We start from the raw sequence: 26996 nt of genomic DNA on the forward strand, positions 1-26996 counted from the left end.
CACCGGGTCGCCCCCGCGCCCCGCCCCCGCCCGGCACGCCGCCACCTTGGCCATCGCCTGCTCCAGCCGCCCCTCGGCGGCGCCGCCCTGCCAGGCGAGCACCGCGGCCAGCACGAGCGCCGCGGCCCCGGCCAGCCCGCCGCGCCGCAGCCGGCCCCGCCTGCGCGCCGCCGCCCGCCCGGCGTCCAGGAACGCCTGCTCGCCCGCGTTCAGCGTCACGTGCCGCCGGTCGCCCGCCGCCCAGGCCAGCGCCCGGTCCAGCGCCGCGTCGCGGAACAGGTCGGCGCCGCGCCGCCCGCCCTCCTCCCACCGGCGCGCCGCCCCGGCCAGCTCCCGCTGCACCGCCAGCCCGGACCGCTCGGCCTCCACCCAGGCGCGCAGCCTCGGCCAGGCCGACGGCAGCGCCCCGCACGCGACCGTCACCCGCCCGTCCGCCCGCTCCAGCAGCCCCGCCTCGGTGTACGCGGTGAGCACCCGGTCGATGGCGGCCGCCTGCTCCGGGGTGCGGCCGGTGACCAGGTCGGCGCGTACGGTGCCGGGCGCGAGCCGCAGGAACACCTCGGGGGCCAGGGCCTGGTCGGGAACGGCGAGCCGCTGGTAGACGTCCTCGGCCCGGGCGCCGAGCGGCGGGTCGTCGACGGGCTCGGGAGGTGAGAGGCGGCCCTGCTGGGACTGCGGGGCGTCGAGCAGCGACATGAGGAGCTGACGGGCGCCGGGGCGGTGCGCGGGATCGTCGTGCAGCGCCGCGGCGACCAGGTCGCGTAATCGGCGGTCCATCGGCGAGGGCCTGCCCCGCACCGGTCTGCCCGGCTCGTCGGCGCCGTGGGCGGCGAAGCGGAGCAGGCGGCCCCAGGCGTGGACGTCGGCGGCCGGGGTGCCGCCGGGGCGCGGGGCGGTGAGGCGGGGCCCGTCGGCCGTGAGCAGGACGGTGCCGGGGCCGAGCCCGCCGTGCGCGGCGCCCGCCTCGTGGACGGCGGCCAGGGCGGTGGCGGTGGTGGCGGCCAGCCGGTAGAGGTCGCCCGGCTCGTACGGCCCGTGCCGCTCGACGGCGGCCCGCACGCTCACCCCCTCGACGTACTCCCCGACGAGGTACGGCGGGTCGGCGTCGAGCCGGTGGTCCACCAGCCGGGCGACCCGTAACGAGCTGACCCGGCCGACCGCCGTCACCCAGGCGGTCAGTGCCTCCGGATCGGCGGCAGGCGGCAGGACCCGCAGGGCATGGCGGACCCCCGACTCGTCGTAGGCCTCGCGGACACCGCCTCCGAGCCGGTCGCCCAACCAGTAGCCTCCCAGCCGATCACCCATGCGAGGTTGGATGCCGCCTTCCGGTCAGCGGTTCAGGCGGGCCCTGTGGTCCGGCCATTCCTCTACGAGGATGCCGAAACAAACGGTGTCGCGCCAGGTGCCGTCGGAGCGGCGGCGGTGGCGGCGCAGCGTGCCCTCGTGGACGCCGCCGATGCGCCTGATGGCGTTCTGGGACCGCTCGTTCAGGCAGTCGGTCTTGAGCAGCACCCGGTTGTGGCCCAGCTTGTCGAAGGCGTGGTCGATCAGCAGCAGCTTGCACGCGGTGTTGACGGCCGAGCGCCAGTAGGCCCGGCCGTACCAGGTCCAGCCGATCTCGATGCTCTCGTCGAAGCCGGGCACGTCGCAGTAGGCGGTCCAGCCCACGGCCCTGCCGGTCGCCTTCACGATCACCGCGTGCGGGACGTGCTTGTCGTCCTCGATCAGCGCGCGGGCGACCGCCGCCAGCTCCTCCTCGGTGCGCGGCGTCGCCACGGGCAGCCACCGCCACAGCTCGTCGTCCCCGCCGCCGGCGGCGAACAGGTCGGGCACGTGCGCCAGGGTGAGCGGCTCAAGGCGGACGTCGTCGTTCTCCAGCACCACGGGCGCCGGCAAGGTCGCGGTCATGGCGGTCAGCTTAGGCAGGGCTCGCGGGCGCGCTGATGGCCACCTGACCGATTTTGCGGGGAACCACCTGTCGACACGCATACCGGCCGGTCGGTAGGCTCGCGGCATGGACTTCGCCTTCGACACCGTCACCGAGGACCTGCGGCGGCGCCTGCTGCTGTTCATGGACGAATGCGTCTATCCCGCCGAGTCCGCCTTCGAGGAGCAGGCCCGCACCAGCGGCTGGAGCGCCCCGCCGCTCGTCAACGACCTGAAGGACGAGGCCAGGCAGCGCGGCCTGTGGAACCTGTTCCTGCCCGGCGAGCACGGCGCCGGGCTGACGAACCTCCAGTACGCGCCACTGGCGGAGATCATGGGCCGCAGCCCGAGCCTGGCGCCGGTCGCCACCAACTGCGCCGCGCCCGACACGGGCAACATGGAAGTGCTGTCCATGTTCGGCAGCGAATGGCAGCGCAAGGAGTGGCTGACGCCGCTGCTCGACGGCGAGATCCGCTCGGCGTTCGCGATGACCGAGCCCGACGTGGCCTCCTCCGACGCCACGAACATCGCCACCTCGATCGTCCGCGACGGCGACGAGTACGTCATCAACGGCCGCAAGTGGTTCATCTCCGGCGCGATGAACCCCGACTGCAAGATCTTCATCGTCATGGGCAAGACGAACCCGGACGCGCCCAAGCACCGCCAGCAGAGCATGATCCTGGTGCCGCGCGACACCCCCGGCATGACGATCAAGCGCGGCATGCACGTCTTCGGCTACAGCGACGCCGACCACGGCGGCCACGCCGAGATCCTGTTCGAGGACGTCCGCGTCCCGGCCGACAACCTGATCGGCGAGGAGGGCGGCGGCTTCGCCATCGCCCAGGCCCGCCTCGGCCCCGGCCGCATCCACCACTGCATGCGCCTGATCGGCATGGCCGAGCGCGCTGTCGAGCTGATGTGCGAGCGGGCGCTGGCCCGCACCGCGTTCGGCAAGCCGGTCGCCCAGCAGGGCGTGGTCCAGGACTGGATCGCCGAGTCCCGCATCAGGATCGAGCAGTTGCGGCTGCTCGTGCTCAAGACCGCCTGGCTGATGGACACCGTCGGCAACCAGGGCGCCCACACCGAGATCCAGGCCATCAAGATCTCCACCCCCATCACCGTGGAGTGGATCCTCGACAAGGCCATCCAGGTGCACGGCGCCGGCGGCGTCTCCCAGGACTTCCCGCTGGCCGGGCTCTGGGCGGCGGCCCGCTCGCTGCGCCTGGCCGACGGGCCGGACGAGGTGCACAAGCGGTCCCTGGCCTACCGCGAGCTGAAGAAGCACATGTGACGACGACAGGAGCTGGAGTGGACGAAGCACGGCTCAAGGAGCGCGTCGCCGCGTTCCTGAGCGAGAACGATCCGGACGGCGACCGGCTGGAGTTCCTGCGGGCCAGGTTCGACGCGGGCCTGGCCTGGGTGTGGTTCCCCGAGGGGCTCGGCGGGCTGGGCGTCTCGCGCGAGCTGCAGCAGGTGGTCGAGCGGGAGCTGGCCCACACGCCGCAGCTCGACGGCGGCGTGCAGGGCATCGGGCTCGGCATGGCCGCGCCCACGATCCTGGCGTTCGGCACCGAGGAGCAGAAGCGCCGCTTCCTGCGCCCGCTGTGGACGGGCGAGGAGATCTGGTGCCAGCTCTTCAGCGAGCCCGGCGCCGGGTCCGACCTGGCCACGCTCGGCACCCGCGCGGTCCGCGACGGCGACGAGTGGGTCGTCGACGGCCAGAAGGTGTGGACGTCCGGGGCCCACCACGCCCGCTGGGCGATCCTCGTCACCCGTACCGACCCGGACGTGCCCAAGCACCGCGGCATGACGTACTTCATCTGCGACATGCACGCGCCCGGCGTGGACGTGCGCCCGCTGCGGCAGATCACCGGCGAGGCCGAGTTCAACGAGGTGTTCCTCACCGGCGTGCGGCTCCCCGACGACCTGCGGCTCGGCGCGGTCGGCGACGGCTGGCGGGTCGCCCAGACCACGCTGATGAACGAGCGCGTCGCCATCGGCGGCGCGCCGGTGCGGCGCGGCGGCGGCATGGTCGGCGCGGTGCTGGAGCACTGGCGCGAGCACCCCGAGCTGCGCACCCACGACCTGCACCAGCGGCTGCTCTCGCTCTGGGTGGAGGCCGAGGTGACCCGCCTGTCGGGGGCGCGGCTGCGCGAGCAGCTCGCCGCCGGGCAGCCGGGCCCCGAAGGCTCGGGCATGAAGCTGTCGTTCGCCCGGCTCAACCAGGCGCTGTCCGGCCTGGACGTCGAGCTGCGGCGCGACCTCGGCTACGACGACTGGACCTTCCGCCGCTCCGAGACCGTCGACTTCTACGGCCGCGGACCTGGCTACCGCTACCTGCGCGCCAAGGGCAACTCGATCGAGGGCGGCACCTCCGAGATCCTGCGCAACATCATCGCCGAGCGGGTGCTCGGCCTGCCCTCAGAGCCCCGCGTCGACAAGGACGTGCCCTGGAAGGACCTGCCGCGATGACGAGCCTGCTGTATTCGGAGGTCGAGGAGGAGCTGCGCGCCGCCGTGCGCGACCTGCTGGCCGACCGCTGCCCGCCCGCCACCGTGCTCAAGCGTGCCGAGTCGGACCCGTACGACCTGGACCTGTGGAAGACGCTGGCCGGGGAGATCGGGGTGGCCGGGCTGCTCATTCCCGAGGAGCACGGCGGGGCCGGGGCGACGGCCAGCGAGGTCGCGGTCGTGCTGGAGGAGCTGGGCCGGGGCGTCGCGCCGGTGCCGTTCTTCACCAGCGCGGTGCTCGCCACCCGGGCGCTCGTCCAGGCCGGGGCCGCCGGCCTGCTCGAACGGCTCGCCGACGGCCGCTCGACCGCCGCGCTCGCGGTGTCGTTCGCGGCCTCGCCCTACCACCCGTCGCGCGGCTCCTCCGTACGGCTCGCGGACGGGCGGCTGTCGGGCACGGTCACCGGCGTGGCCGGGGCCGACGTCGCGGACGTGCTGCTGGTGCCGGTCGAGGGCGTCCTCTACCGCGTCGAGGGCGCCCAGGTCGCCGCCGTGCCGTCGCTGGACCTGACCCGGCCGGTCGCCACCGTCACGCTGGACGGCGCCGAGGCCACCCGGCTCGGCGAGGTGGACGTGGCGGGCGTGCTGCGGTACGGGGCCGGGCTGCTGGCCTCCGAGCAGTACGGGGTCGCCCAGTGGTGCCTCGACACGACGCTCGCCTACGTCAAGGAGCGGCACCAGTTCGCCCGGCCGGTCGGGTCGTTCCAGGCGATCAAGCACCGGCTGGCCGACCTGTGGCTCGACGTGGTCAGGGCCAGGGCGGCGGCGCGGGGCGCGGTGGCCGACGACTCGCCCCTGTCGGCGGCCGTGGCCCAGGCGTGGAACGCCGGCGTGGCGGTGCACGTGGCCGAGGAGGCGGTGCAGCTCCACGGCGGGATCGGGATGACCTGGGAGCACCCGGTGCATCTCTATCTCAAGCGCGCCAAGGCCACCGAGATCGCTCTTGGCACCCCCGGCGACCATCGCGAGGCGCTCGCCTCACTCGCCGAGGTGCCCGGCCCCGAGGGAGGCCAGCAGTAGGTCGGCGAAGTGCTTGCCCACCTGGGCGCCGGTCAGCGGCCCGTCCGTGTGGAACCAGGTGCCCAGGTGGTGCACCGAGCCGAAGAAATAGTCGACGACCAGGTCGGCCGGCACCCGGTCGCTGAACACGCCGTCGCGCTGGCCCTCCAGCACCAGGTCGCGGAAGCGCTCGTGATAGCGCCGGCGCTCGGCCCGTACACTCTTGCGGGTCTCGGGAGCGAGCAGGTGCATCGAGCGGAAGAAGATCTTGGAGTCGTCGAGGTTGTCGGTGGTGGTCTCGATCACGTCGGCGGCGGCGCGGTGCAGCCGCTCGACGACCGTGCCGGGACTGTCGGCGATCTGCGTCAGCCGGTCCATCTGCATGCGCAGGACCCTGCCGTAGATCTCGTGCAGCAGGTCGTCCTTGGAGTCGAAGTAGTGATACATGGCGCCTTTGGTGACGCCGGCGGCCATCACGATCTCCTGGACGGAGGTGCTCTCGAAGCCCTGTTCGGCGAACAGCCGGGTGGCCTCGGCGAGCAGCCTCTGGCGTACCGGTTCCTCTTTCATCACGGATCACAGCATACCGACTGGTCGGTTGAGCCGTGATGCTTCTCCTAGGGGTACCAATTCCGTCACCTTAGGCTCACCTTGGTTTCGGATGGGGTATCTCTTTAACCGGCGAGGGATCTTCGGCGTGGCAGATCCTGTTGACGACACACTCATTCGGGGAGTTTGCCGTGCCCGGTGGCTCTATCTACGTGCAGCAGGACGAGAAGTACACGGGGTCGTCCCCCCAGTGGTGGTACGAGAAGTTCTGGCGTGAGGAGGCCCAGAGCAGGCGCAGGGCGCGCATCCTCAAGGCGGCGGCCGGGTTCGCCGCCGGTTTCGCGCTCGGCGTCCGCTTCGACGTCACCTACACGGCCTTCTACGCGCTCGTCGTGGCCGGGCTCGTCGCCGCCGGCGACTGGTGGCTCGACTGGCGCCGCTTCCAGGCCACGGCCGTCTGGCGCGGGCGCAGGCACGGCGAGGCCATCACCGGCCGCCTGCTGCGCCGCTCGCTCGGCCGGCGCGGCTACCAGGTGCTCGACGGCCGGGCGATCAAGGACCAGGCGTCCATCGACCACCTCGTGATCGGTCCGGGCGGCGTCTGGATCGTCGACAACGAGTCCTGGAGCCCCGACACCGAGATCGCCACCTACGGCGGCCGGCTGTTCTTCGGCGAGAAGTACGGCACCAAGGTCGCCAAGCCGCTGGCCGACGCCGCCCAGGCGTTCGCCGACCTGCTCACCCGCGAGACCGGCATCGAGGTCACGATCACCCCGTTGCTGGCCGTGCACTGCGGCATGCTGCCGCGCCGCGGGCTGCTGGAGGCCGAGGGCATCACGCTGCTCAAGCCGCGCCTGGTCGCCAGGCGCATCCGGTCGACGGCGAACGGGCACCTCGACCCCGCCCAGATCGAGCTCCTCACCCGCACCGCGGCCCGCGAGCTCCAGCGCGCCTGACGGCGACATACCGCCGATATACCCCTGGCCGCTAGCGTCCTGTCGCGACAGGCCAGAACCAGGGATGGAGCGGTAAAGAACATGCGCAGATCCAGCGGAATCGTCGCCCTCGCCCTCGCCGCCGGACTCCTCACCGGCGCGCAGCCCGCCGCTGCCGGAGTGCAGGCCGCGTGCAGCCTCTCGCCGGGCACCCCGTACAAGGACGGCTACAAGGTGATCGCGGGCGTGGTCACGTGGGTCGGCTCCTCCTGCGGCCGGATGACCATGAAGCTGCAGCGGTCGCGGTGGTATGGCTGGCAGGACATGGTCGACGACTCGTGGGACTCGGCCAGCAGCAGCAGCAAGCGCGCCTCGCTGCGGGTGTCGTGCGACGGCACGCACGAATGGCGGATCTGGTTCGACTCCAGCAACACCAGCAGCAGGACCGGCCTCACCAGGAAGATCAGCTGCCCGTAGCCGCGCGCCGGGTCACCAGGCACTCCGGCCTCAGAGGCAGCGCACGACGAACGGCTCGCCCGTGCCGTCGCTCACGTCGTAGGTGCTGCCGGCCACCGCGCCGTCGTCCGAGGCCACCGTGAGCCACATGCTGTGCGTGGGCGACTTCGGCAGGGCGTGGACCAAGCGGTCGAGCCGCCAGAGGCCCTCGCCGCCCCCGGTGGCCTCGTCCGTGGTGCCGGTGATCAGGCCGTCACGGTTGACGGCCCGGGTGTCGGCGCTCTTCGGCAGCACGCGCGGCACGCCGTCGGTGTCCCACAGCACGCCGTACGTCCGGTAGGGCGAGGTGTAGCTGATCCGGCCGATCACCCGCCCGTTGGAGATCCCGGTGGCGAACGTGCCGGCCGCCCCCGCGACCTTGGCCAGGGGCGTGATCACGCCGTTCCGCCATCGGGCCGGGCCGTCCGGTGTGCGCAGCAGCACCGTGCCGTCCTCGTCCGCGTCCTCGGGCTCGTACCCGTCGGGCAGGACCGTCTCGATCACCTGCCCGGGCCGATCGGCGGGCCAGCGCAGCAGGCGGTGCACGTACCGGCTGCCGGTCCACACCATGTTCCGGCCCGTGACGTCGCCCTTCTCGTTGACGGCGAACGGCCGCAGGAACCCGTCGGCGGGCCGGGCGAGCCGGTCCGCCTGGCCGTTCCTGAGCAGGACCGCGTGGCTGGGCCCGTAGTAGGGCGGGGCGGCGATCGCGGTCCACACCAGCAGGGCGCCCGAGCGGGTCTCGTCCGGCAGGCCCGCGATCGGCTCACCGTCGACCTTGGTGCCGTGGTCGACGAACTGCCCGCCGCGCCAGGACACCCCGTGCCAGACGCCGTCGGCGAGCACGGCGCGGCCGGAGAAGCCGCCCTGGTGGTCGGTCGCGGTGACCTCGGCCTGCCGGGTGCCGGCGGGCACGGGCAGCGGGGCGCGCGTCCAGGCACAGTCGGCGGCGGAGGCGGCGGGGACCGTCGTGATCGAGGCGAGTAACAGCACGGTCCCCGCGACCACGCAGCCGAGTCGGTTCGATGTCACGGCGTTCCTCCCGCGGAATCGGATGGCTGGTTGCCACCGTAGATCGGCGGGAGGCCGCAGGCCGTCCTTCCCGGCAGGCACGGCAATCCACGAGAAACCGCCCTAGGCGATGCTCTCGATGAACGCGGTCAACTGGGCGACATTTCGGCATTCGTACATGGGGACGACCGTCCCGTACTCGGTCGCCACCGAGTCGCCGGTGTCCCACTGCTGCCGGGGCTCCGGGTTCAGCCAGTACGCGTGCCGGGCGCGCCGGGTCAGCGACTTCAGCGTGTCGAGCGCGGGCTGCTGGTAGTTGGAGCGGGCGTCGCCGAGGATCAGCAGCGACGTCTTCGGCCCGATCGCGTCACCGTAGCGCTCGGCGAACCCCTCCAGCGCGTGGCCGTAGTTGGTCCGGCCGAACCGCACCATGTCGGCCTCGTTCGCCAGCCGCGTCATTGCCTCCACCACGTCGGCGCCGGGCACGAAGAACCGGGTGATCTCGTCCACCGTGTCCACGAACCCGAACGCCCGCACCTTGGTGAACTGCTCCCTCAGCGCGTACGTGAGCAACAGCGTGAAATGCGCGAACGACGAGACCGAGTCGCTGGTGTCGCAGAGGATGACGAGCTCCGGCTTGTGCGGCCGGGGCGGCTTGAAATGCGTGGTCAGCGGCACGCCGCCGCTCTGCAACGACGCCCGCATGGTCCTGCGGAAGTCGAGCCGCCCGCGCCTGCCCTTCCTGTGCTTGATCGTCAGCCGCGCGGCCAGCCGCCGGGCCAGCGGGTGCACCTCGCGGCGCAGCCTGGCCAGGTCGGCCTTGGTGATGCGCAGGAAGTCGATGTGGTCGAGCGGCGGGCGCACCGCCGAGCGCGCGATCTTGTCGATGCCGGAGTCCTCGGCGATGCGGCGGCGCACGTCCGCCGACACCGCCTCCTCCAGCCGCCGCGTGTTGGCCGCGACCCGCTGGCGCGCCGTCTTCTCGGCCAGCCCGCCGCGCTCCTGCCCGGCCAGGACCTCGTTCAGGATCCGGGCCATCAGCGTGTCGGGCGACAGGGCCCGCATGACGCTGTAGGAGAACCAGTTCTGCCGGCCCTCCGCCGCCTCCTGCCGCCCGAACCGCTCCACCATGGCCCGGGCAAACTCCCGCATCTCGGCGTCCGTGCTCTGCGTGAGCAGCCCCGCCAGGTAGCCGCGCACCTCCTCCAGCGGCGCCGACTCCAGATCCGGGCGCGGCCCGTACAGTCCGGTCGTCGCCCTCGGGAACCACAGGTCGAACAGCACGTCGAAGCCCGGCCGGTACGCGGGCTTCTTCACCAGCGTCGCCGCGTAGGCGGCGCGCAGCGACTCGCGGTCGGCCAGCTCGATCACCCGCAGCGCCCGCGCCGCGTCGAGCCCTTCCGCCAGCGACACGGGCAGCCCGGCCTCGCGCAGCGCGTGCACGAAGCCGACGTGCCTGTCGACGAGCGAGCTGTGCGGCGCGTGCGTCACGGCGTCGCCAGCCCGAGCTCCTTGACCGCGCGGGCGTGGTCGGAGGCGTGCTTGAGCACCACGCCCAGGGTGCCCGCGACCGTCGCCTCGTCCAGCTCGTCGCGGCCCAGCGCCAGCAGCGTGTTGGCCCAGTCGACGGTCTCCGCCACCGACGGCGCCTTCTTCAGCTCCAGCGACCGCAGCGTCGCCACCGTCCTGGCGAGCTGCTCGGCCAGATCGGCGCGGAGCGTCGGCACCTGGCTCAGCACGATGTCACGCTCGCGTTCCGGGGTCGGATACTCGATGTGCAGGTAGAGGCAGCGCCGCTTGAGCGCCTCCGACAGCTCGCGCGTCGCGTTCGACGTCAGCACCACGAACGGGCGGCGCACCGCCTCGATCGTGCCCAGCTCCGGAATCGTCACCTGAAAGTCGGACAGCAGCTCCAGCAGCAGCCCCTCGACCTCCACGTCCGCCTTGTCCGTCTCGTCGATCAGCAGCACCGCCGGCCCGGCGGACCGGATCGCCTTGAGCAGCGGCCGCTCCAGCAGGAACTCCTCGCCGAAGATGTCGTCGTCGGCGCTCGTCGCCTGGATGCGCAGGAGCTGCTTCTTGTAGTTCCACTCGTACAGCGCCCGCGCCTCGTCCAGGCCCTCGTAGCACTGCAACCGGATCAGCTCGGCGTCGGTGGTCAGCGCCACGGCCTTGGCGAGCTGCGTCTTGCCCACCCCCGCCGGCCCCTCGACCAGCAGCGGCTTGCCCAGCGCGGCGGCGAGGAAGACCGAGGTGGAGATGGCGTCGTCGGAGAGATAGTCCACGGCGGCGAGCCGCTCGGTCACGTCGGCGGGCGAGTCGAACATCGATGCTCCTGTCTGCAGGCCGAACTTTATTCTAGCGGTACGGGCGCCGCTTCGGCCGATTCGACCTGGGTGCTTGGTGCCGGTATATTCCTTCGTGCACGGCGCGCCGCTAGCTCAGTTGGTCAGAGCAGCTGACTCTTAATCAGCGGGTCCGGGGTTCGAGTCCCTGGCGGCGCACCCTGACAGAAGCCCCGGTTCAGTTCGCTGAGCTGGGGTTTCTTGGTTCTCGGAGAGCCTCGGGCGAGGTGGAGTCGCGCCGGTGGTTGCTCGCTGGTTGCTCGTCGGTAGGGTTCCGGCGCATGGCTGGTGCTTCGGTCACCGGTCCCGGGGCGGCGGGGGACGCCGGGCTTGAGCGCCGACGCCGTGGCTTGAGGGCGGTAGTAGTTGGCGTGCGGCCTGCTGATTACGCCCAAGCTTGTGTGCTGGGACTGTCGCAGGCGGTGGGGGTTGTCCAGCCGTGCGCCAACGGCCAGAGGTGTGATCTTGCCCCGGCGCACCCCGGGGTTCCTGGCTTGAAGAGAGCCTGCATCGACTCAACCCAGACCTGCCGGTACCACGGGGTCCGCGCGGACCACCGTAACCGCAGATCAACACGAGTGATCGGTGAAGCCGACCCACGCCGTCGCCGGGATCGACCCCCACAAGCACACACCGCACGATCGCGCTGCTGGACCAGCGAGGAGGCCTGCACGAGACGGCCTCTTTCCCGTCACTCAGGACGGGATCCGCGAGATGCTGAGTTTCCTGGCAGAGACCGAGTTCGTCATCGACCGGATCGGCATCGAAGGCTCAGGAGCGCTTGGCCGCCCCCCTGACCGTCGCGCTGAACGCCGCAGGGTACGACGTCCGCGAAGTCCAGGCCAACCGCACTGCCGAACGGCGTCGCCGCCGACGCCGAGCCAAGACCAACATCGACTACGCCGAAGCGATCGCCCGCGAAACCCTCGCCGACCCCGGCCTGCCACCCGCCGGCAAACACGCCACGCCGGACCCGGTCTGGCAAAAGCTCACGGTCCTCAGTGACTGGCGTAGAGCCATAGTCGCCGATCAGGATGTGGAAGCCCCGTCCTTGCCGGCCGTGTCCAACCGAACCATTGATGCAACCCGACGCGCCGCCTCATCTGGATCTTCGTGCTCCCAGACCCGGAGAACCCTCCATCCGGCTTCCTGGAGTAGCCGGTCTGTCTCAACATCTCGCTCGCGAGTCCGCGACACCTTCTCCGCCCAGAACCCGGCGTTGGTGGCCGCCACGGTGTGATGCGTGGGGCAGCCATGCCAGAAGCACCCATCCAGAAAGACGGCCACCTTGGCGCGAGTGAAGACCAGATCCGCAGTACGTCGCACAGACTTCAACGGCCGATACGAAACCCGGTAGCGCAGGCCCAGAGCATGAACAGCCCGACGGAGCGCGAGCTCCGGCTTGGTGTCCCGCCCCTTGTTCGCCTGCATGCTCGCCCGAACAGCGTCGCTGGACGCCCAAGACTGATTCGATCTGGACACAAGGACAACCCTAGGGCGGAGAGTTCCGTCTGGTCACTGTAGGGGCACGCCGAGACGGTGCGAACAGATGCTCGATTTTCCGCGGCAGGAGGTGTTTACTGTCGCTAAAGTGACCTCTGCGGTCGCGCGCCGGTTGCCGGACTACGCATCACAAGGAAGCCGACCGAACAACCGCCCCTATAGTTACAGGGCTGTGGTTCACGGGGGAGGGTGTCGATGACTGGGACGATCCGCATGATCGATCTGTTCGCAGGCGCAGGCGGACTGGCCCAGGGATTCAAGCAGTCCAGAATGGGCTACGAAACCGTCTTCGCAGTCGAGCACGACCCTGCTGCAGCGCGTACCTTCAAGCAGAACTTTGGCTGTCCGGTCTACGACGGCGACATCGAGAAGGTGCAGGTCGAGGACTACCCGCAGGCAGATGTGATCATCGGTGGGCCTCCTTGCCAAGGGTTCAGTCCCCTTGGGCGCGACCGGGACGATGCAAGCCGAGCGGAGATCAACGAGCTTTGGCAGCAGTATCTAAAGGCCGTGCGCCGAGTGAGGCCCAAGGCCTTCGTGATCGAGAACGTGCCGGAGTTCCAGAAGTCGGCACAGTTCGCCCGTCTACTCGAACTGATGGAGACGGATGAGGACCTCAGGTCATACAAGTTCGGCTACGGCGTCCTCAACGCCGCCGACTATGGCGTACCGCAGAACAGACGGCGTGGCATTTTTGTCGCCGTCCGTGGGGTGGACGAGGTGCCCTGGCCTCCGCTGCCGACCCACGGCCCAGGCTCACCGGGGCAAAGGCCCTACGTCACCCTGCTCGACACCATCGCCGATCTACCCGCCTATCCGGAGCTCGCGGAGATCTCCGTCGACGAGGCCGGGCGTCAAGATCTTCACATCCGTCGTACGCCAACTCAGAAGTCTCTTGAGCGCTACCGCGCCATTCCCGCCGGCGGCAATCGCTTCGATCTCCGCCGCAACCGCCCAGACTTGGAGCCGCGATGCTGGGCGGAGAAGCCTACGGGCACCACTGACGTGATGGGGCGACTGTGGTGGGATCGCCCCAGCGTGACAATCCGTACCGAGTTCTATAAGCCGGAGAAGGGGCGCTATCTGCACCCCGTCCACGACAGGCCCATTACGCATCGTGAGGCGGCGAGGATCCAGAGTTTTCCAGACGACTTTGTCTTCGTCGGCTCTAAGATTGAGGTAGCACGCCAGATAGGCAACGCCGTTCCTCCAAGGCTCGGGGAGTGTCTCGCACGGTTCATCTACGAGCTCGCCTTCGGCGCCGACTCGAAGGTGCCGAATGACTCCGCGGACGAGCCTGGCAGTCACCAGGACGGTTAAATTCGCGAGCCATTGCTATGCAGCTGGTCGCCTTCCCTGGTTCTCGGTCGCTGATTACACCTGCTGTCAACATGATGTTTGCGGCGGAACCGGCCAGCGTACCGTCAATCGAAGGAAATGCACACACGCTGGCTATCGCTAAAATCACCTCCCACGGTGGAGGCTGTCCAGCCCAAATATTGGCTAGAGAATAGACACCCGCGAGCCCTCCTAAGAGATCACGGGAGAGTCCGACTCCAGCATGACGGGCAGAGTTTCGCCATGCATTGAATCTCCCACTCATGCCCTGCACAGGTTATTCACGACGTCACGTCCTCCTCCCATATTTCGGTCGGGTCGAAGAACCGGCTCAGCCTAAGCAGGCAAGGCCGGAAAGAAGGTCGCCCGACGCCTCTCAGTCGCATCGCGCTGAGTTCTGATTCTTCACCACGATCCCCAGGAAGCATCCCCGCCCACCTGGAACCACGGCAGAGCCTCCCCTATGACTCCAGGGCAGCACAAGAGCAAGACGGAAACATCCACTCAACTGCCAGCCCGTATAGCTTTCGCACCATAAGTCCCTCTTGTCTTATTTGTGGCAGAGTCCACGCATTTCCACTTAGGCTCGCTGAAAATTCTGTCCCCTATTGACACGCGCGCCGGTCCACATCTAGCCTCCAGGGAGACAACCTCGCACCGTCTCGTCAAAGCATGTCGCCAGGATGCGCTCATAAGCCTGAAGGCGTCGGCCCCGACGAGAGCAACTTTAAAACTGAATCTGCCATCAACGCTCGACATTCATCCTTCGCTGGGCAGAACTTTCGAGCAAGCCCGTAAGTAAGAGCCTTGTTTCCGAGCACCAATACATGGCTCTGCGTAAGCATGTCTCAATGACCTACTCCTCGATGAAAGGCTCAGCTCTCACCTACTCGTCGATCTCGATGAAAGGCTCTTCGACTCGATGGCGACCTCGCACAGCAAACAGCTAGACCGGCTTGAGCGCTCTCTGAAGGAGGCTCTGGCGATCGTCCAGGCGACTCCACGCCAGGATCTGAGGGCACAGGACTGGCTTGAGACCGCGTCTCAGGTCGGCACGCGCCTTTCCGATTCCCGGGACGCACTCGGAGAAATCCGTCAGGACGTCGTCGGTGGTGCCCGCACCGCTCTCCTCCTGTACTTCCGCAGCCACCCCGGGGAAACGCTTCACCCTCGTCAGCTTGAGGGGGTCGCGGCTATTCGCGCCTGGGCACGGCGTATCCGAGAGCTCCGCGAAGTGGGTTGGCAGATCGAAACGCTCGGTGCCGGCGCCGAGGCCCCTTACCGTCTTGCCGCGCCGCAGCTGGAGGAGACCGTGGCCACGAGCGAGAGCACCATCGAGTCCGTCGGCGGCAAGCACCCCGGCGAGCGCCTGATCGAATACCTCCTGCATATCAGCCCGTGGCCCGCGAGTCCTCAGCAGCTCGAACGAGTCGCCAAGACGCCCGCGTGGCGTCAGGAGATCCGCGAGCTGGTCGACCAGGGGTGGTTGATTCAGTCACACGACGATGCCCCCCACGATATCCCGCCGGGGCACTTCAGGCTTGCCGATCTGGAGGGTTAGCCTGTGGGCCGCCTCGGCGGCCCACAGAATTTGTCAGACCTCTCTGGCATAAACATCTAAACCAGCTACCCCGCGTGTGGGTGAGGAGCGAATCGCAGTGGTCAGTTCGAACGAGGCGGGGGACGCCGGCCTTTCCGGTTGGGCAGGGGACGAAAGCCCAGTTGCGCGAGTGGTCCTCGACCAGTCGGAGGCTTGCCTCAACTCCTATGTAGCGAACATCACTTTGGTCGAAGAGCACGCGAACATCGAGAGATCCATTCGGGAAGGCGGGTACGGGACCCGCCAGCTTTTCGAACTGATCCAAAATGGAGCGGACGAGCTTCGGGGCCGGCCTGACGGGCTGATCCACGTGGTACTGACAGCGGAGGCGCTGTACTGCGCGAACAAGGGACGGCCGGTGACGGAGGACGGAGCTCGGAGCATCCTGGCCTCGCACCTGTCCGGAAAGCGCGGAGCGGAGATCGGGCGCTTCGGTGTCGGATTCAAGTCAGTCCTGAGCGTCTCCGACCGACCGCAGTTTTTCAGCCGCACCGGATCGTTTGGGTGGTCCGCGAGTTACGCCCGGGAACGGATCCTGGAGCGCGTCCCTGGCGCCCGTTCAACAGCCACCCCTGTCCTTCGCGTTGCCCAAGTGCTGGATCCCAGCAGGGAACGGGAAGCCGATGCCACGCTGGATGACCTTATGTCCTGGGCGGACACCGTGGTAAAGCTCCCGCTCCGCAACGCCGAAGCCGCTGAGCAACTGTCCAAGCAGCTCCGGTATTTCCCAGCGGAGTTTGCGGTCTTCTCTCCGCATGCCGGCCAAATGATCCTCGAAGATCGCACAGGTGAGGCATACCTGAAGAAGATCGTGGTCGGGGGCGAAGGAGAGCGTCGCTCCCTCCAAATCGTCGAGAACGGCGTTGCGTCCGAGCCTGCCTACTGGTCGGTCTTTGAAACCTCCTCACCTCTCACGGACAAGGCATGGGCCGATGCCGGGGAGTATCGCAACCGCGTCGAGGTGCCTATCGCCTGGGCTGTCCCCGACGTGGGATGGAATCGTGAAGGGACTTTCTGGGCGTTCTTTCCCACCGAGTACAAGACCACCTTGAGTGGCGTGCTGAATGCCGCATGGAAGACCAATGAGGATCGCAGGCACATCCTCGGCGACAACGCCTTCAACGAAGAGTTGATGAACGAGGCCGCCCGGCTCATTGTGGCTTCCTTGCCGAAGTTGGGCACCTCGGAAGACCCTGCCAAGCCGCTGGAACTGCTCACCGCGCGTGGTCGGGAGACACGCAACTGGGCTGACGAGTCGCTGACGGAGCTGGTTCGCGAACATGCTGCGTCCAACCGCTCCATCCCAGACCAAGATGGGGAGTTTCAGAACCCCAGAGATCTTTCAATCCATCCGAAGGCACCCGGGAGCCGGCCCCTGACGATCGGACCGGGAGCACCGACCAACGAGGATCAACGCTGGGCTGCCCTGGTCGAGCGGTGGGCCGCCTACCCTGGCCGTCCAACCGAATGGTGCCATCCTTCGATCGAACGATCCGCGACTCGCCGAGCTCGCGCCGATGCGCTGATCGAAGGAGCGGGCGGACGACGAGCCACCGTTAAGGAGTGGTTGGAGGCCCTCGTATCCGACGGTTCCGTCGCCGCATCTGCTGTTGCACTGTCGATCGTTGCCGAGCTGGTCGAGCATAATCACCCATATCGAGCCGAGGCGCTCAATGCCGCAGTCCTTCGCACGGACCATGGACGGATGGTGCCCCCCCGCAAGGGCGAGGTCTTTCGACGTTCGCCGATGGACCCGGCGACGGAAGGCACCGTTTATGTGGATCCGGCCCTAGAGGAGGATGCCGAGGCCTCCCGCTTCCTTGAAATCCTGAAGATCAGGGAGGCGGACGCCTTTGGGCGATTCGCGGCGGCCGTCTCAGGAGGATTCCGCCTCTACACGAGTGCCGATTGGGAGAAGTTCTGGCTGCTCGCCCGACAGGTCGGCGCCGACAAAGCAGTCCAGCACCTGATCGACGAAGCCGTCGTCGATCTGCTCAAGGTTCGAACGCGCAGCGGGGCATTCCGGCTGCTGGGCGAATGCCTGCTGCCCGGAGCCGTCATCCCCTCGGGGAGCCCGGAGGACGGCGGATTCGTGGTCCACGAGGATTTCCACAACGATGACATGAGGATGCTGCGCCTGCTGGGGATGTCGGACAAGCCCAGTGTCGAGCCTCGGCCGGCTCACGCGCCCTGGCTTGATGACTACGAGTCGCGCATGATCGACCTCTACTACAAGACACTCTCAGCCGGCGTGCGCCGACCCCAGCAGGGAAAGATCGTCGTGGATGGTCCGCCAGTCGCGAGCCATCTCGGACTCCTATTCGCCCTCACACCCGCAGCGCGGGCGCGATTCATCCAAAACCTGCCCCCGAAGGACCTGGCCACCACTTGGCAGGTCTACGCGCGCACCAGGCCGGATGACACGCCGGTGTCCATTCAGTCACCGCTCATTTGGGCCATCGAGCAGGCCGGCATGCTGGCCACTTCGATGGGACTTCGCCGAGTCGCTGACTGTGTCGGCCCGCAGCTACGGGAGCACGCCCGGGTACTTCCCGTCGCCGACATCGACGCCGGTCTTGCTCGTGCACTTGGGCTTGCCGACACTTTGGAGCGCATCAAGGGGGCCCTCTGGCTGTCGATCCTGAACCAAGCGCTTGAGAGCGATAGCCACATCGAACTTGGCATGCTCTACGCGCTCGCGGCCACTCAGTTGAGCGCCCCCACGAAGATCCGCTGCCACCAGGGCGAAGGCTGGCTAACCTGTCATCCCTCGGAAGCCGTCGCCACGTCGGACATCGGGCAGTATCAACGCCTGGTGACCGGCGGAATTCCCGCCATCCTCGTGCCCACCTCGGACGATGTCGCCCTCATGGTTGATCAGTGGAGCATGAAGACCTTTGACGAGGTCTACATCACCGAGCTTCGGGTCACTTATCCCGGCGAACCGATCCCGCTGGAGGACGTGTTCCCTCAGCTGAAGTTCGAGCCCGGGCGTCCCCTGCGAGGTTTGAACCTGCAGCGATGTGAGGGCTTGGAACAGCTCATTCGCACGCCGGCAGGTCAGACCTCCGAAGACGTCCGCATCGGCCGGCGCGACGAGTCGGTCTACTGGCTGAACGGTAGCGATGACCTGGAGCTGATCCGGGAGTTGAACGTGCTCCTCAGGTTGGGACTCTCCGAGGAGCGCTGCCGGGAGGTTCTCCAGCACCGGGAAGGCGTTAAGCGAGACAAGCAGATCGTTACGGTACGAGAACTTCCGGATCTCCGTGACAAGCTCGTCGCCATGCTCGGCGGTGCTGTCCTTCGCGAACGCCTGCCGTACGGTCTCATTGACGCGGTGGAGAGCGAGGAAGGACCGGTCAGCGACCGAACGATCGCGGAACTTGCCCTGGCCGTGCACGGTTCGAGCATTCTCCGCGAGTTCCGTCAGGAGTTGGAGGACAAGGGCTTCCCAATCCCCACTCAGATGGCCGGCAACCACCAGGCGAAGGCTTTTGTCACGGATCTCGGCTTCCCCGCCGAGTACGCCGGATACCGTCAGGCCGGGCTCGATCCAGTGCTGACGGTGCAAGGACCTGTGGACTTCCCGTCCCTTCACGAGTACCAGGAGCTCATGGTCGGTCGGATTCTGGAAACGCTTCAGAGCCGTCCAGCCCAGCGAGGCATGCTGAGCCTACCCACTGGTGCAGGCAAGACACGGGTGGCCGTCGAGGCGATCATCCGGCGACTCCGATCGCTCCCACAGGAGTCGATCAACGTCCCTGTCCTGTGGGTGGCGCAGACGGACGAGCTTTGTGAGCAGGCCGTACAGACATGGCAGATGGTATGGCGCCACACGGGTCCCGCACAGCAGCTGACCATCAGCCGACTGTGGAATGCAAATGAGGCCGATCCCGTGGAGGAGGGGTTCCACCTCGTCATCGCCACCGATGCCAAGCTGGAAAAGGTCGTTGAGTCAGACCGTTACGACTGGCTCCGGCAAGCCCAGGCGGTCATCGTGGACGAGGCCCACACCTCCATCAGCCCGAGGTACACGCGGGTGCTGGCCGCTCTCGGTCTGACGCCTCACCGGTCTCGCTGCGCCCTGATCGGTCTGACGGCTACTGCCTTCCGCGGAGCGAACACGGAGGAGACCAACCGCTTGGTCGCACGTTACGGCAGCAATCGTTTGGATCATCACCGTGACGGCACGGAGATCTTGGGATCCGAGCCGTACGCAACGTTGCAGAAGCTCGGCGTCCTCGCCCGGGTCAGGCATGAAGTGCTTCCCGGCGCGGAGTTGGCTCTCAACGCCCGCGAGCACGAATCTCTCATGCAGATGCACCGTCTGCCGGCTTCCGTGGAGGAACGGCTCGGCCACGACACCATCCGCAACGGGATCCTGCTCGAAAAGATCCTCTCCTTGCCCGACGACTGGCCGATTCTGCTATTCGCCACCTCGGTCAACCACGCCCAGACCATGGCTGCGCTGCTGACCCGGAAGGGAATCTCAGCAGCCGCCGTATCCAGCGACACCGATCTTGGTCAGCGCAGGCATGCGATCGAGGAGTTCCGACGCGGGCGGATCCGAGTCCTCGCGAACTACAACGTCCTCTCCCAGGGATTTGACGCACCGGCCACCCGCGCCGTGATCGTCGCACGTCCCACGTACAGCCCGAACGTCTACCAGCAGATGATCGGCCGAGGCATTCGTGGCCCTCTGAACGGCGGTAAGGAGGAGTGTCTGATCGTCAACGTGGCTGACAACATCGCTCAGTACGGCGAGGAGCTGGCATTCCGTCAGTTCGACTACCTCTGGAAGAAGTCGTGAACGAAAGCGTCCAGTTGACCGACGAGCAGCAAGAACTCGTGGAGGAGCCGGCGACTGCTCGACTTCTCGTGACGGCCCCCGCAGGCACGGGCAAGACGCTCTCGTTGATTCACCGCCTCGCGTTTCTCATCGATGAGGAGGAGCTCGAACCCTCCGAGCTTCTGGTGCTGAGCTTCTCCCGCGCCGCCGTACGGGAGATCCGCAGTCGACTCCGAGCGTTCGGCTCCGGGGCGGCACACGTCGATGTCCGGACGTTCGACTCCTACGCGACGTGGATCTTGTCCGAGGTCATGCCGGACGGCCCTTGGCGGCGTCAGGACTTCGATCAACGGATCCGCGAGGCAACGCGACTGCTCAAGGAGGACTCCGACGCCGCTGAGCTCGTCGGCGAGGTGCGACACCTTGTTGTCGACGAGGTACAGGATCTCGTCGGGGATCGGGCGGAGCTGGTGCACGCCCTCCTTCGGGCCGACCTTGACGGGTTCACCCTCCTCGGTGACCCCGCTCAGGGCATCTACGGCTTCCAACTCGATGATCCCCAGGACCGTCTGGCCGGTGCAGCCCGGCTGTATGACGCGATACGGGAACGCTTCGCGGATGATCTGACGGAGATCACGCTCGCCGGCAACTTCCGTGCCCGCGAGCCGGAGGCCAGGGCGGCACTACACTTCAGCACCGCGCTCAGCGCGTCCGATGCCCCCTTCGGCAAGCTTCAGCGGGAGCTGCGCACAGTGCTGCTGGCCGGCGATTCACTGGGCACATTGGACCAGGCCGCCCCTGTGCTGTCCCGGATGACCGCACCCACGGCTCTTCTCTGCCGGGGGAACAGGGAGGCACTTCTGGCCTCCAGACGCCTGCACGAGCTCGGCGTGCAGCACCGCCTCCAGCGTTCAGCCCAGGACAGGGTCATTCCTTCATGGGTTGCCGCGCTTTTCCGAGATGTCGACTCCAAACAGCCGCTGAAGGACTCCGTCCTCCCGATCGTCATGGACGCGGCGGTGGATCCACGCGAAGCCTGGGGTCTCCTTCGGCGTATGGACCCCAATCGTCGCGGGGAGACACTCGACCTCACCGCCGTCCGCCGACGGCTGGCGTCCGGGGACTATCCGGACGAGCTCTGCCCGTCGCAGTCCGAGCCTCTCGCTGTCTCCACCATCCACCGGGTCAAGGGCCTGGAGTTCGATCAGGTCGTAGTCGTCGATCCAGGCGAGGCGCCGGATGGCGATCCAATCGAGCAGGCTGAGCGTGCTCGATTGCTGTACGTCGCGATGACTCGTCCCCGCGATCTGCTGATGTACGTAAAGCCGGCCGCCAAGCTGACCACAGGGCACCTGAGGCAACAGCGTGACGGGCGATGGGCGGAACTCGGCTTCAAGTCCGGGCGCCATCTCGGCATGGAGATTCGCCCCGACGACATGAACGCTGAGGATCCCGCCGGCACGGTGGGCTTTCAAGGGGATGCCCAAGAGATCCAGACCTATCTGGCCACGACGGTGAACCCCGGAGATCCCGTCACTCTGGTGCAGGTTGCGGGAGCCTCGTCCGCGGAGGTCCCGAGATATGTCCTCGAGCATGACGGGAATCCGATCGGTGTCACCTCGGACAGCTTCGCCGCTGCCTTGCGGACGCTTCTACCAGGGCGTGATCGCAGAATCCCCTCCCGTATCGAGGAGCTTCGGGTAGACAGTGTGGAGACCGTGGTCGGTCGAGAGGCCGCGGGTGTCAACGCCGGTCTCGGATGGTCGGGTGTCTGGCTGCGCCCACGAATCGCCGGGTTGGGTCGTTTCGATTGGGCTGGAGAGCAGGCATGAGCTTCAACAAACACTATGCGTTCCGCGACGAACTGGTGACCCAGTTGGAGCGCGACCTGATCGGCCCAGCCAGCTCACCGACCGAGGTGATCGCCGACCCTCCGATCACCAAGTACGCGGCAGGCATCCTCTTCCCCCAATCGGACGACAGCGTGGGCGACGACAAGGCTCTCGATGAAGAGTTGGAGAGTCGCCATCCGTCCGATGCGCCCGACCCGGCCGTCACCATGGCAAACGTTCGATACCCCTCGTCCATGGGCATGACATTCTCCGTCGACGTGACGAAGGCGGAGTCGATCATCGTCGAGGTGGAGGCCGCCCGGTACGTCCCCGAGTCAGCCGAAGGGCGCCGCAGTCGGACAAGTGCGGTGGCGGACGAGGCCTGGCGTCGCGAGCCCATCTCGATTACCCCGCAGGAGGTCAAGGTCTCCGTGGCCGGCCAGCCTGCCCCGATCCCGCTCACGGATAATCTGCAACTTTTCGTGCGTGTACGGCAGGCGAATGCCGAGGGCGCGGCGGCCGTCACGCTGGCGTTGATCAACACCTATAAATCGTCCGCCAACAGCGCAGACCGAGACGCGACCTCATTCTTCCAGCCCCGGATCACTGTCAAGGGAGCCGAGGGGGCGTCGCGCCCGTTCGTTGAACGTCCTTCGCTCGGCTCAGCCGACTCCGACGAGGAACTGAACTCCTACCGGCTCCTCTATCGCCATGCGCCGGTCTTCGCCACCGGCCACGGTTGTGCAGTGGAATGGGAGCATTCGGAGATCGTCATCAATGACATGGCGACCAATGCGTCGACTGGCTGGATTCGGACGACCTTCGTCCCCACACATGACCTTCGACTGGCCGACTCGAATCCCGCGATCGACGTCGGGCGGCTCGGCATGCGCCATCTGGCCACAGCCTCCGATGGAGAGGTCATCTCCGCCTTGAGAGATCTCACGGCGGGCTATCGGCAGTGGATCGCGCGCAGTGGCGAACTGGCGCAGGGCATCGCGGACGATGGAATGCGGCGAACCGCCATGGAGCACCTTGAGCGGTGCACCACCGCGTGTGCTCGTATGGACGCGGGAATCGAGCTTCTGGCGAATTCGGCGGACTCCGCCCCGATGGAAGCCTTCCGACTCGCTAATCAGGCCATGGCCATGCAGCGCTCTCGAACCGAGTGGCTGAAGTCTTCCCCGGATGGGCGAAGCGCCTGCCCCGACGAGTCGGTGGGTGTCTGGCGTCCGTTCCAGATCGCCTTCATGCTCCTGTCGCTGCGGGGCGTTGCAGATCCCACGTCCGATGATCGGGATATCGCCGACGTGCTCTGGTTCCCCACCGGTGGTGGAAAGACCGAGGCGTACTTGGGGCTGATCGCCTTCTCCACGTTCCTTCGGCGTCTTCGCGACCCGCTGAACGGGGGTGGCGTGACCGTCCTGATGCGCTACACGCTTCGTCTCCTCACGGTGCAACAGTTCGAGCGTGCGGCACTTCTGATGTGCTGCATGGAGCGACTGCGTCTCGATCGGCAGGAACGGCTCGGCCAAACGGAGATCTCGATTGGCATGTGGGTCGGCCGCGGTTCCACGCCCAACACACTGGACGAGGCAAAGCGGGCCCTCCGCAAGTTGGCCAAGAACGAAGAGGTTCAGGAAGAGAATCCCGTTCAGATCCGGGCATGTCCCTGGTGCGGTGCGGCTCTTGATCACTACAACTACAGGGTCTCAAGAGATCGTGTCGTGATCGCCTGTGAGACCGTCGGGTGCGACTTCGCCCGTGGGCTGCCCATTCACGTTGTGGACGAGGTCATCTACGCCGCCCGGCCTACGCTAATCATCGCGACCGCCGACAAGTTCGCCGGTCTTCCGTGGAAGCCGGAGATCGGCAATCTCTTCAACCACTTCAGCTCGGAACCACCTCCAGAACTGATCATTCAGGATGAGCTTCATCTCATCTCCGGCCCGCTGGGGACACTCGCCGGCCTGTACGAGACCGTCGTGGACCTGATCGGAAAGCGGCCCAAAGTGGTGGCCTCAACTGCCACGATTCGGCGTGCCGTCCAGCAAGGCCGTGCGCTGTTCGATCGCAAGGTGGAGCAGTTCCCTCCTCCGGGGCTGGACGCCCGCGACTCCTACTTCTCCGTCGAGACTCCACCTTCGCGGAAGGCCGGCCGGCGATATGTCGGACTCATGGCGCCTGCCACCAGTCAGACCAGCCTCATGGTGCGCACTTACGCCGCCCTCCTCCACCATGCCCAGGCGATCCAGGGCGACGACGATGTGCGTGATGCCTACTGGACTCTCCTGGGCTACTTCAACAGCCTTCGTCTCCTCGGCGGCGCGAAGCTGCAGGTCCAGGACGACGTCAACGATCGGCTTGATCTGCTGAGCGAGACCCTGCGCCAGAAACGTCGCGACATCGGTCGCGACATCGAACTCACGAGCCGCGAGCCGTCGAGTGCCATCCCCGGCCATCTTCAGGACATGGCAACGCCCTACCCGGATGCGCTGGGCGTGATCCTCGCCACCAACATGATCTCGGTCGGGGTGGACGTCGATCGTCTCGGCCTCATGGTGATGATGGGCCAGCCCCAGTCCACGTCCGAGTACATCCAGGCCACCAGTCGCGTGGGGCGGAAGTGGCCGGGGCTCGTGGTCACGCTGTTCAACGCCGCCAGGTCCAGGGACCGCTCGCACTATGAGAACTTCACCGCCTACCATGCGGCTCTGTACCGGCAGGTGGAGGCGACCAGTGTCACACCCTTCTCGGCGCGAGCACGGGACCGCGGCCTTCATGCGGCCCTCGTAGGTCTGGCACGGCTCATGATCCCAATGGCGCGATCAAAGGAGTCCGCCGCCTACATCAGCGAGTTCGAGGGCGATCTCCGCAAGATATGTGAACAGGTCTTGGCTCGCGTCGAAAGAGTGGCTGGCCAGACCGAGCGAGACATGACCGCCGATCAGATCGACGACATCATCAACCGATGGCAGACACTCGCCGAAGACAACTCGGGGCTGAACTACGGGACCTACCGTCAACCCGGACTGCTGGTTGACGCCGGCCATTGGGACGAGGAGGACGATCAAGTCGCGGACTCCTTCCCGACTCTCTGGAGTCTGCGCGATGTCGACGTGGAATCCACCATCTACCTGGACAGGGGAACTCGGTGAAGGGGAAGCCCATCGGGGGCGTACGACGCGCTCAGCTCATCACCACCTACGGGGTGGGCTCCTTGATCGCCGTTGGTAGTGAATCATTCATGGTCGCCGGGCTGAACCGCTGGCCTGAACTGGGCCCATACGACCAGATCATTCACGAGCGGCGGTTGGAGAAGGAACTCGGCGTCCACTGCTTTCGTCTCCCTCCCGCCTCCGACAGTGATAAATACGGGGACGTGCCCGTCATCCGGTTCCCGGAAGTTCAGTCCTGCCCGGACTGCAACCGGCTGGCCAAGGCCAGATTCTTCGGAGCGACACGCAGCCCGGCCAAGTGCAAGGATTGCGACCAAGAACTGGTTCCCTCAAGATTTGTTGTCTGCTGTGCAGCGGGCCACATCGACGACTTCCCCTATTTCCGTTGGCTGCACAAGGGTGCAGAAGGTGCCGGCGTCGACGGCCGGGAGCACGAGCTCAAGCTCAAGGCGACAGGTCGCAGTGCTTCGCTCGGTGACATCGAGATCTCGTGCACCTGCGGCGTCCGCCCAGTGACGATGGAAGGCGCCCTCAGCAAAGGTGCGCTCAAGGGCATCAACTCCTGCACTGGGCGTCGGCCCTGGCTCGGCGATGTGCTCAACGAGGAATGCGAGGAGCTCCCCCGCGCGATGCAGCGTGGCGCGTCGGGAGTCTGGTTCTCCGACGTACGTTCTGCCCTCTCCATTCCTCCGTGGTCCGAGGGCGTCCAGAAGCTGGTCGAGCGTCATTGGACTTCTCTGCGGAAGGCCCCCGACCTCCGTGATCGCCTTGAAGAGATAGGTCTGGCGAATCATCGTCAGTACAGCGTGGAAGAGATCATTCAGGCTGTCGAACGACGCCGACAGGATGAAGCGGGCCTTTCAGACAGCTCCGAGTCGGCGCTGAAGCTGGAGGAGTACGGGGCGCTGACCAGGACCACTGAGGAGAGGCCGGGGAAGCAGGACTTTGTCTGCGTGCCGTGGCAGGACGAGAAGGTTGCAGCGGAACACGGGATTGACCAGATCATGCGGGTCAAGCGGCTGCGCGAGGTCCGTGTGCTTCAGGGCTTCACTCGGCTCGCGGTCCCCAGCCCAGACAACCCAAGCCGTCGGGCTCCGCTGTACGCCCCCGATCACCGGCCTGATTGGCTTCCGGCGATCGAGGTCATCGGCGAAGGCGTCTTCCTCCGATTGGACAGCGCACGGTTGGCGACCTGGGAGACGCGCCAAGCCGTTCGTGACCGGGTCACCCCGATCGACGACGCATATCGGAAGCGCTTTGCTCGATTCGGTCTCGCGCCGGACCGGGAGATCACGCCGCGTCTGGTCATGATCCACACTCTGGCGCACTCGATCATCAATGAGTGGAGCCTCGACTCCGGTTATCCCGCTGCGTCTCTCCGTGAACGCCTCTACGTGTCGGATGAGATGTCTGGGTTCTTGATCTACACGGCGACCAGCGACTCCGCCGGAAGTCTCGGCGGCATCGTGGCACAGGTGGAGTCCGGGAACCTCGCGATCTCCGTCCGGACAGCCATCGAACGGATCTCATGGTGCTCCGCAGACCCTCTCTGCGTGGAGTCTGACGCGGCTGGAACGGACAACCTGAATCGGGCTGCCTGCCACTCGTGCGTACTGCTTCCCGAGACCAGTTGCGAGGAGTTCAACACCTTGCTTGATCGAGCACTCCTCACAGGGACGCCGGATCAACCCCACCTTGGCTTCGTCGCAGACACCTGGCCCATCCAGTGCAGATGAGTCAGAGCGCCATCCTCATGGACAACCATGCGCACGGCGCGCCCAAAGGCCGGCCAGCTAGTACTACAGCCTTATTTCGTGATGTCTGAGCCAGCGTCTCCAGTAGTGGCTGGCTCGGCGCGCGGGAGTGTAAGAACAACGGTGTAACTCCTGATCATGGAGGACACCCGTGATGAGTACTGTGATCCAGGCATCGACGGAGATCGACCTGGAGGACGCCGGCGTGGCGGGCAAGCCCAAGCAGAGCAA

At 67.0% G+C, this 26996-nt stretch carries 18 protein-coding genes and 1 tRNA gene; 12 read left to right on the forward strand and 7 right to left on the reverse strand.

Annotated elements, in window-relative coordinates; all coding sequences use genetic code 11:
* Together KME80_RS40495 and KME80_RS40500 are read right to left on the reverse strand one after the other, a co-directional pair.
* A partial coding sequence (locus KME80_RS40495) for an nSTAND1 domain-containing NTPase (RefSeq protein ID WP_443681643.1) occupies nt 1–1305 on the reverse strand: 1305 nt, incomplete at its 3' end.
* A 24-nt stretch (nt 1306–1329) separates the two neighbouring features.
* Complete coding sequence (locus tag KME80_RS40500) at nt 1330–1908, reverse strand: GNAT family N-acetyltransferase (RefSeq protein ID WP_219515065.1); 579 nt, start codon at nt 1906–1908, stop codon at nt 1330–1332.
* Nucleotides 1909–2014: 106 nt separating this feature from the next.
* On the opposite strand from KME80_RS40500, the gene KME80_RS40505 reads away from it, so the two are divergent.
* Genes KME80_RS40505 through KME80_RS40515 form a run of 3 tightly spaced genes read left to right on the forward strand, consistent with a single transcriptional unit; the run spans nt 2015 to nt 5456 of the window.
* A complete protein-coding gene (locus tag KME80_RS40505; RefSeq protein ID WP_219515066.1) occupies nt 2015–3217 on the forward strand; it encodes an acyl-CoA dehydrogenase family protein in 1203 nt (400 codons plus the stop codon).
* Between the two features lie 17 nt (nt 3218–3234).
* On the forward strand, nt 3235–4398 hold the full coding sequence (locus tag KME80_RS40510; RefSeq protein ID WP_219515069.1) for an acyl-CoA dehydrogenase family protein: 1164 nt from the start codon (nt 3235–3237) through the stop codon (nt 4396–4398).
* A complete protein-coding gene (locus tag KME80_RS40515; RefSeq protein ID WP_219515071.1) occupies nt 4395–5456 on the forward strand; it encodes an acyl-CoA dehydrogenase family protein in 1062 nt (353 codons plus the stop codon). The genes KME80_RS40510 and KME80_RS40515 overlap by 4 nt, the downstream gene beginning before the upstream one ends.
* Here the strand turns inward: KME80_RS40515 and KME80_RS40520 are convergent.
* Complete coding sequence (locus KME80_RS40520) at nt 5415–6005, reverse strand: TetR/AcrR family transcriptional regulator (RefSeq protein ID WP_219515151.1); 591 nt, start codon at nt 6003–6005, stop codon at nt 5415–5417. The genes KME80_RS40515 and KME80_RS40520 overlap by 42 nt on opposite strands.
* A 170-nt stretch (nt 6006–6175) precedes the next feature.
* On the opposite strand from KME80_RS40520, the gene KME80_RS40525 reads away from it, so the two are divergent.
* A complete protein-coding gene (locus KME80_RS40525) occupies nt 6176–6940 on the forward strand; it encodes a nuclease-related domain-containing protein (RefSeq protein WP_219515073.1) in 765 nt (254 codons plus the stop codon).
* Nucleotides 6941–7021: 81 nt separating this feature from the next.
* On the forward strand, nt 7022–7396 hold the full coding sequence (locus tag KME80_RS40530; protein WP_219515076.1) for a hypothetical protein: 375 nt from the start codon (nt 7022–7024) through the stop codon (nt 7394–7396).
* Nucleotides 7397–7426: 30 nt separating this feature from the next.
* Here the strand turns inward: KME80_RS40530 and KME80_RS40535 are convergent, their stop codons facing one another.
* The 3 genes from KME80_RS40535 to KME80_RS40545 all read right to left on the reverse strand — a co-directional run bounded on the left by KME80_RS40535 (nt 7427) and on the right by KME80_RS40545 (nt 10752).
* Entirely contained in the window at nt 7427–8446 is a 1020-nt protein-coding gene (locus KME80_RS40535) for a hypothetical protein (RefSeq protein ID WP_219515079.1), read from the reverse strand.
* A gap of 102 nt (nt 8447–8548) precedes the next feature.
* On the reverse strand, nt 8549–9916 hold the full coding sequence (locus tag KME80_RS40540; protein WP_219515105.1) for a vWA domain-containing protein: 1368 nt from the start codon (nt 9914–9916) through the stop codon (nt 8549–8551).
* On the reverse strand, nt 9913–10752 hold the full coding sequence (locus KME80_RS40545; protein WP_219515108.1) for an AAA family ATPase: 840 nt from the start codon (nt 10750–10752) through the stop codon (nt 9913–9915). Before KME80_RS40545 ends, KME80_RS40540 begins: the two co-directional genes overlap by 4 nt.
* A gap of 103 nt (nt 10753–10855) precedes the next feature.
* Here KME80_RS40545 and KME80_RS40550 point away from each other — a divergent pair.
* Nucleotides 10856–10929, forward strand: a tRNA-Lys gene (locus KME80_RS40550).
* Between the two features lie 870 nt (nt 10930–11799).
* On the opposite strand, the gene KME80_RS40555 is transcribed toward KME80_RS40550, so the two are convergent.
* Entirely contained in the window at nt 11800–12201 is a 402-nt protein-coding gene (locus KME80_RS40555; RefSeq protein ID WP_219515154.1) for a very short patch repair endonuclease, read from the reverse strand.
* A 267-nt stretch (nt 12202–12468) separates the two neighbouring features.
* Here KME80_RS40555 and KME80_RS40560 point away from each other — a divergent pair, with 267 nt between their 5' ends.
* From KME80_RS40560 to drmB, 6 genes are all read left to right on the forward strand, one after another.
* A complete protein-coding gene (locus tag KME80_RS40560) occupies nt 12469–13593 on the forward strand; it encodes a DNA cytosine methyltransferase (RefSeq protein ID WP_219515110.1) in 1125 nt (374 codons plus the stop codon).
* A gap of 940 nt (nt 13594–14533) precedes the next feature.
* Complete coding sequence (locus KME80_RS40565; protein ID WP_219515113.1) at nt 14534–15172, forward strand: KpnI family restriction enzyme N-terminal domain-containing protein; 639 nt, start codon at nt 14534–14536, stop codon at nt 15170–15172.
* 169 nt (nt 15173–15341) lie between these two features.
* Complete coding sequence (locus tag KME80_RS52995; protein WP_219515137.1) at nt 15342–20021, forward strand: DEAD/DEAH box helicase; 4680 nt, start codon at nt 15342–15344, stop codon at nt 20019–20021.
* On the forward strand, nt 20018–21832 hold the full coding sequence (locus tag KME80_RS40575; RefSeq protein ID WP_219515142.1) for a UvrD-helicase domain-containing protein: 1815 nt from the start codon (nt 20018–20020) through the stop codon (nt 21830–21832). Before KME80_RS52995 ends, KME80_RS40575 begins: the two co-directional genes overlap by 4 nt.
* Nucleotides 21829–24990, forward strand: a complete 3162-nt coding sequence (locus KME80_RS40580) for a helicase-related protein (RefSeq protein WP_219515145.1) — start codon at nt 21829–21831, stop codon at nt 24988–24990. Before KME80_RS40575 ends, KME80_RS40580 begins: the two co-directional genes overlap by 4 nt.
* Nucleotides 24987–26747, forward strand: a complete 1761-nt coding sequence (gene drmB / locus KME80_RS40585) for an MrfA Zn-binding domain-containing protein (RefSeq protein ID WP_219515148.1) — start codon at nt 24987–24989, stop codon at nt 26745–26747. The genes KME80_RS40580 and drmB overlap by 4 nt, the downstream gene beginning before the upstream one ends.
* Nucleotides 26748–26996: the final 249 nt, after the last annotated feature.

It is taken from the genome of Nonomuraea ceibae (assembly GCF_019396325.1).
In the GTDB taxonomy this organism is placed as follows: Bacteria; Actinomycetota; Actinomycetes; order Streptosporangiales; family Streptosporangiaceae; genus Nonomuraea; species Nonomuraea ceibae.

Bases quoted from the DNA above. Each gene is read 5' to 3' on its own strand.
- KME80_RS40500 (WP_219515065.1), bottom strand. From the start codon at position 1,908: ATGACCGCGACCTTGCCGGCGCCCGTGGTGCTGGAGAACGACGACGTC.
- KME80_RS40505 (WP_219515066.1), top strand. From the start codon at position 2,015: ATGGACTTCGCCTTCGACACCGTCACCGAGGACCTGCGGCGGCGCCTG.
- KME80_RS40515 (WP_219515071.1), top strand. From the start codon at position 4,395: ATGACGAGCCTGCTGTATTCGGAGGTCGAGGAGGAGCTGCGCGCCGCC.
- KME80_RS40520 (WP_219515151.1), bottom strand. From the start codon at position 6,005: ATGAAAGAGGAACCGGTACGCCAGAGGCTGCTCGCCGAGGCCACCCGG.
- KME80_RS40530 (WP_219515076.1), top strand. From the start codon at position 7,022: ATGCGCAGATCCAGCGGAATCGTCGCCCTCGCCCTCGCCGCCGGACTC.
- KME80_RS40545 (WP_219515108.1), bottom strand. From the start codon at position 10,752: ATGTTCGACTCGCCCGCCGACGTGACCGAGCGGCTCGCCGCCGTGGAC.
- KME80_RS40555 (WP_219515154.1), bottom strand. From the start codon at position 12,201: ATGCAGGCGAACAAGGGGCGGGACACCAAGCCGGAGCTCGCGCTCCGT.
- KME80_RS40560 (WP_219515110.1), top strand. From the start codon at position 12,469: ATGACTGGGACGATCCGCATGATCGATCTGTTCGCAGGCGCAGGCGGA.
- KME80_RS40565 (WP_219515113.1), top strand. From the start codon at position 14,534: ATGGCGACCTCGCACAGCAAACAGCTAGACCGGCTTGAGCGCTCTCTG.
- KME80_RS40580 (WP_219515145.1), top strand. From the start codon at position 21,829: ATGAGCTTCAACAAACACTATGCGTTCCGCGACGAACTGGTGACCCAG.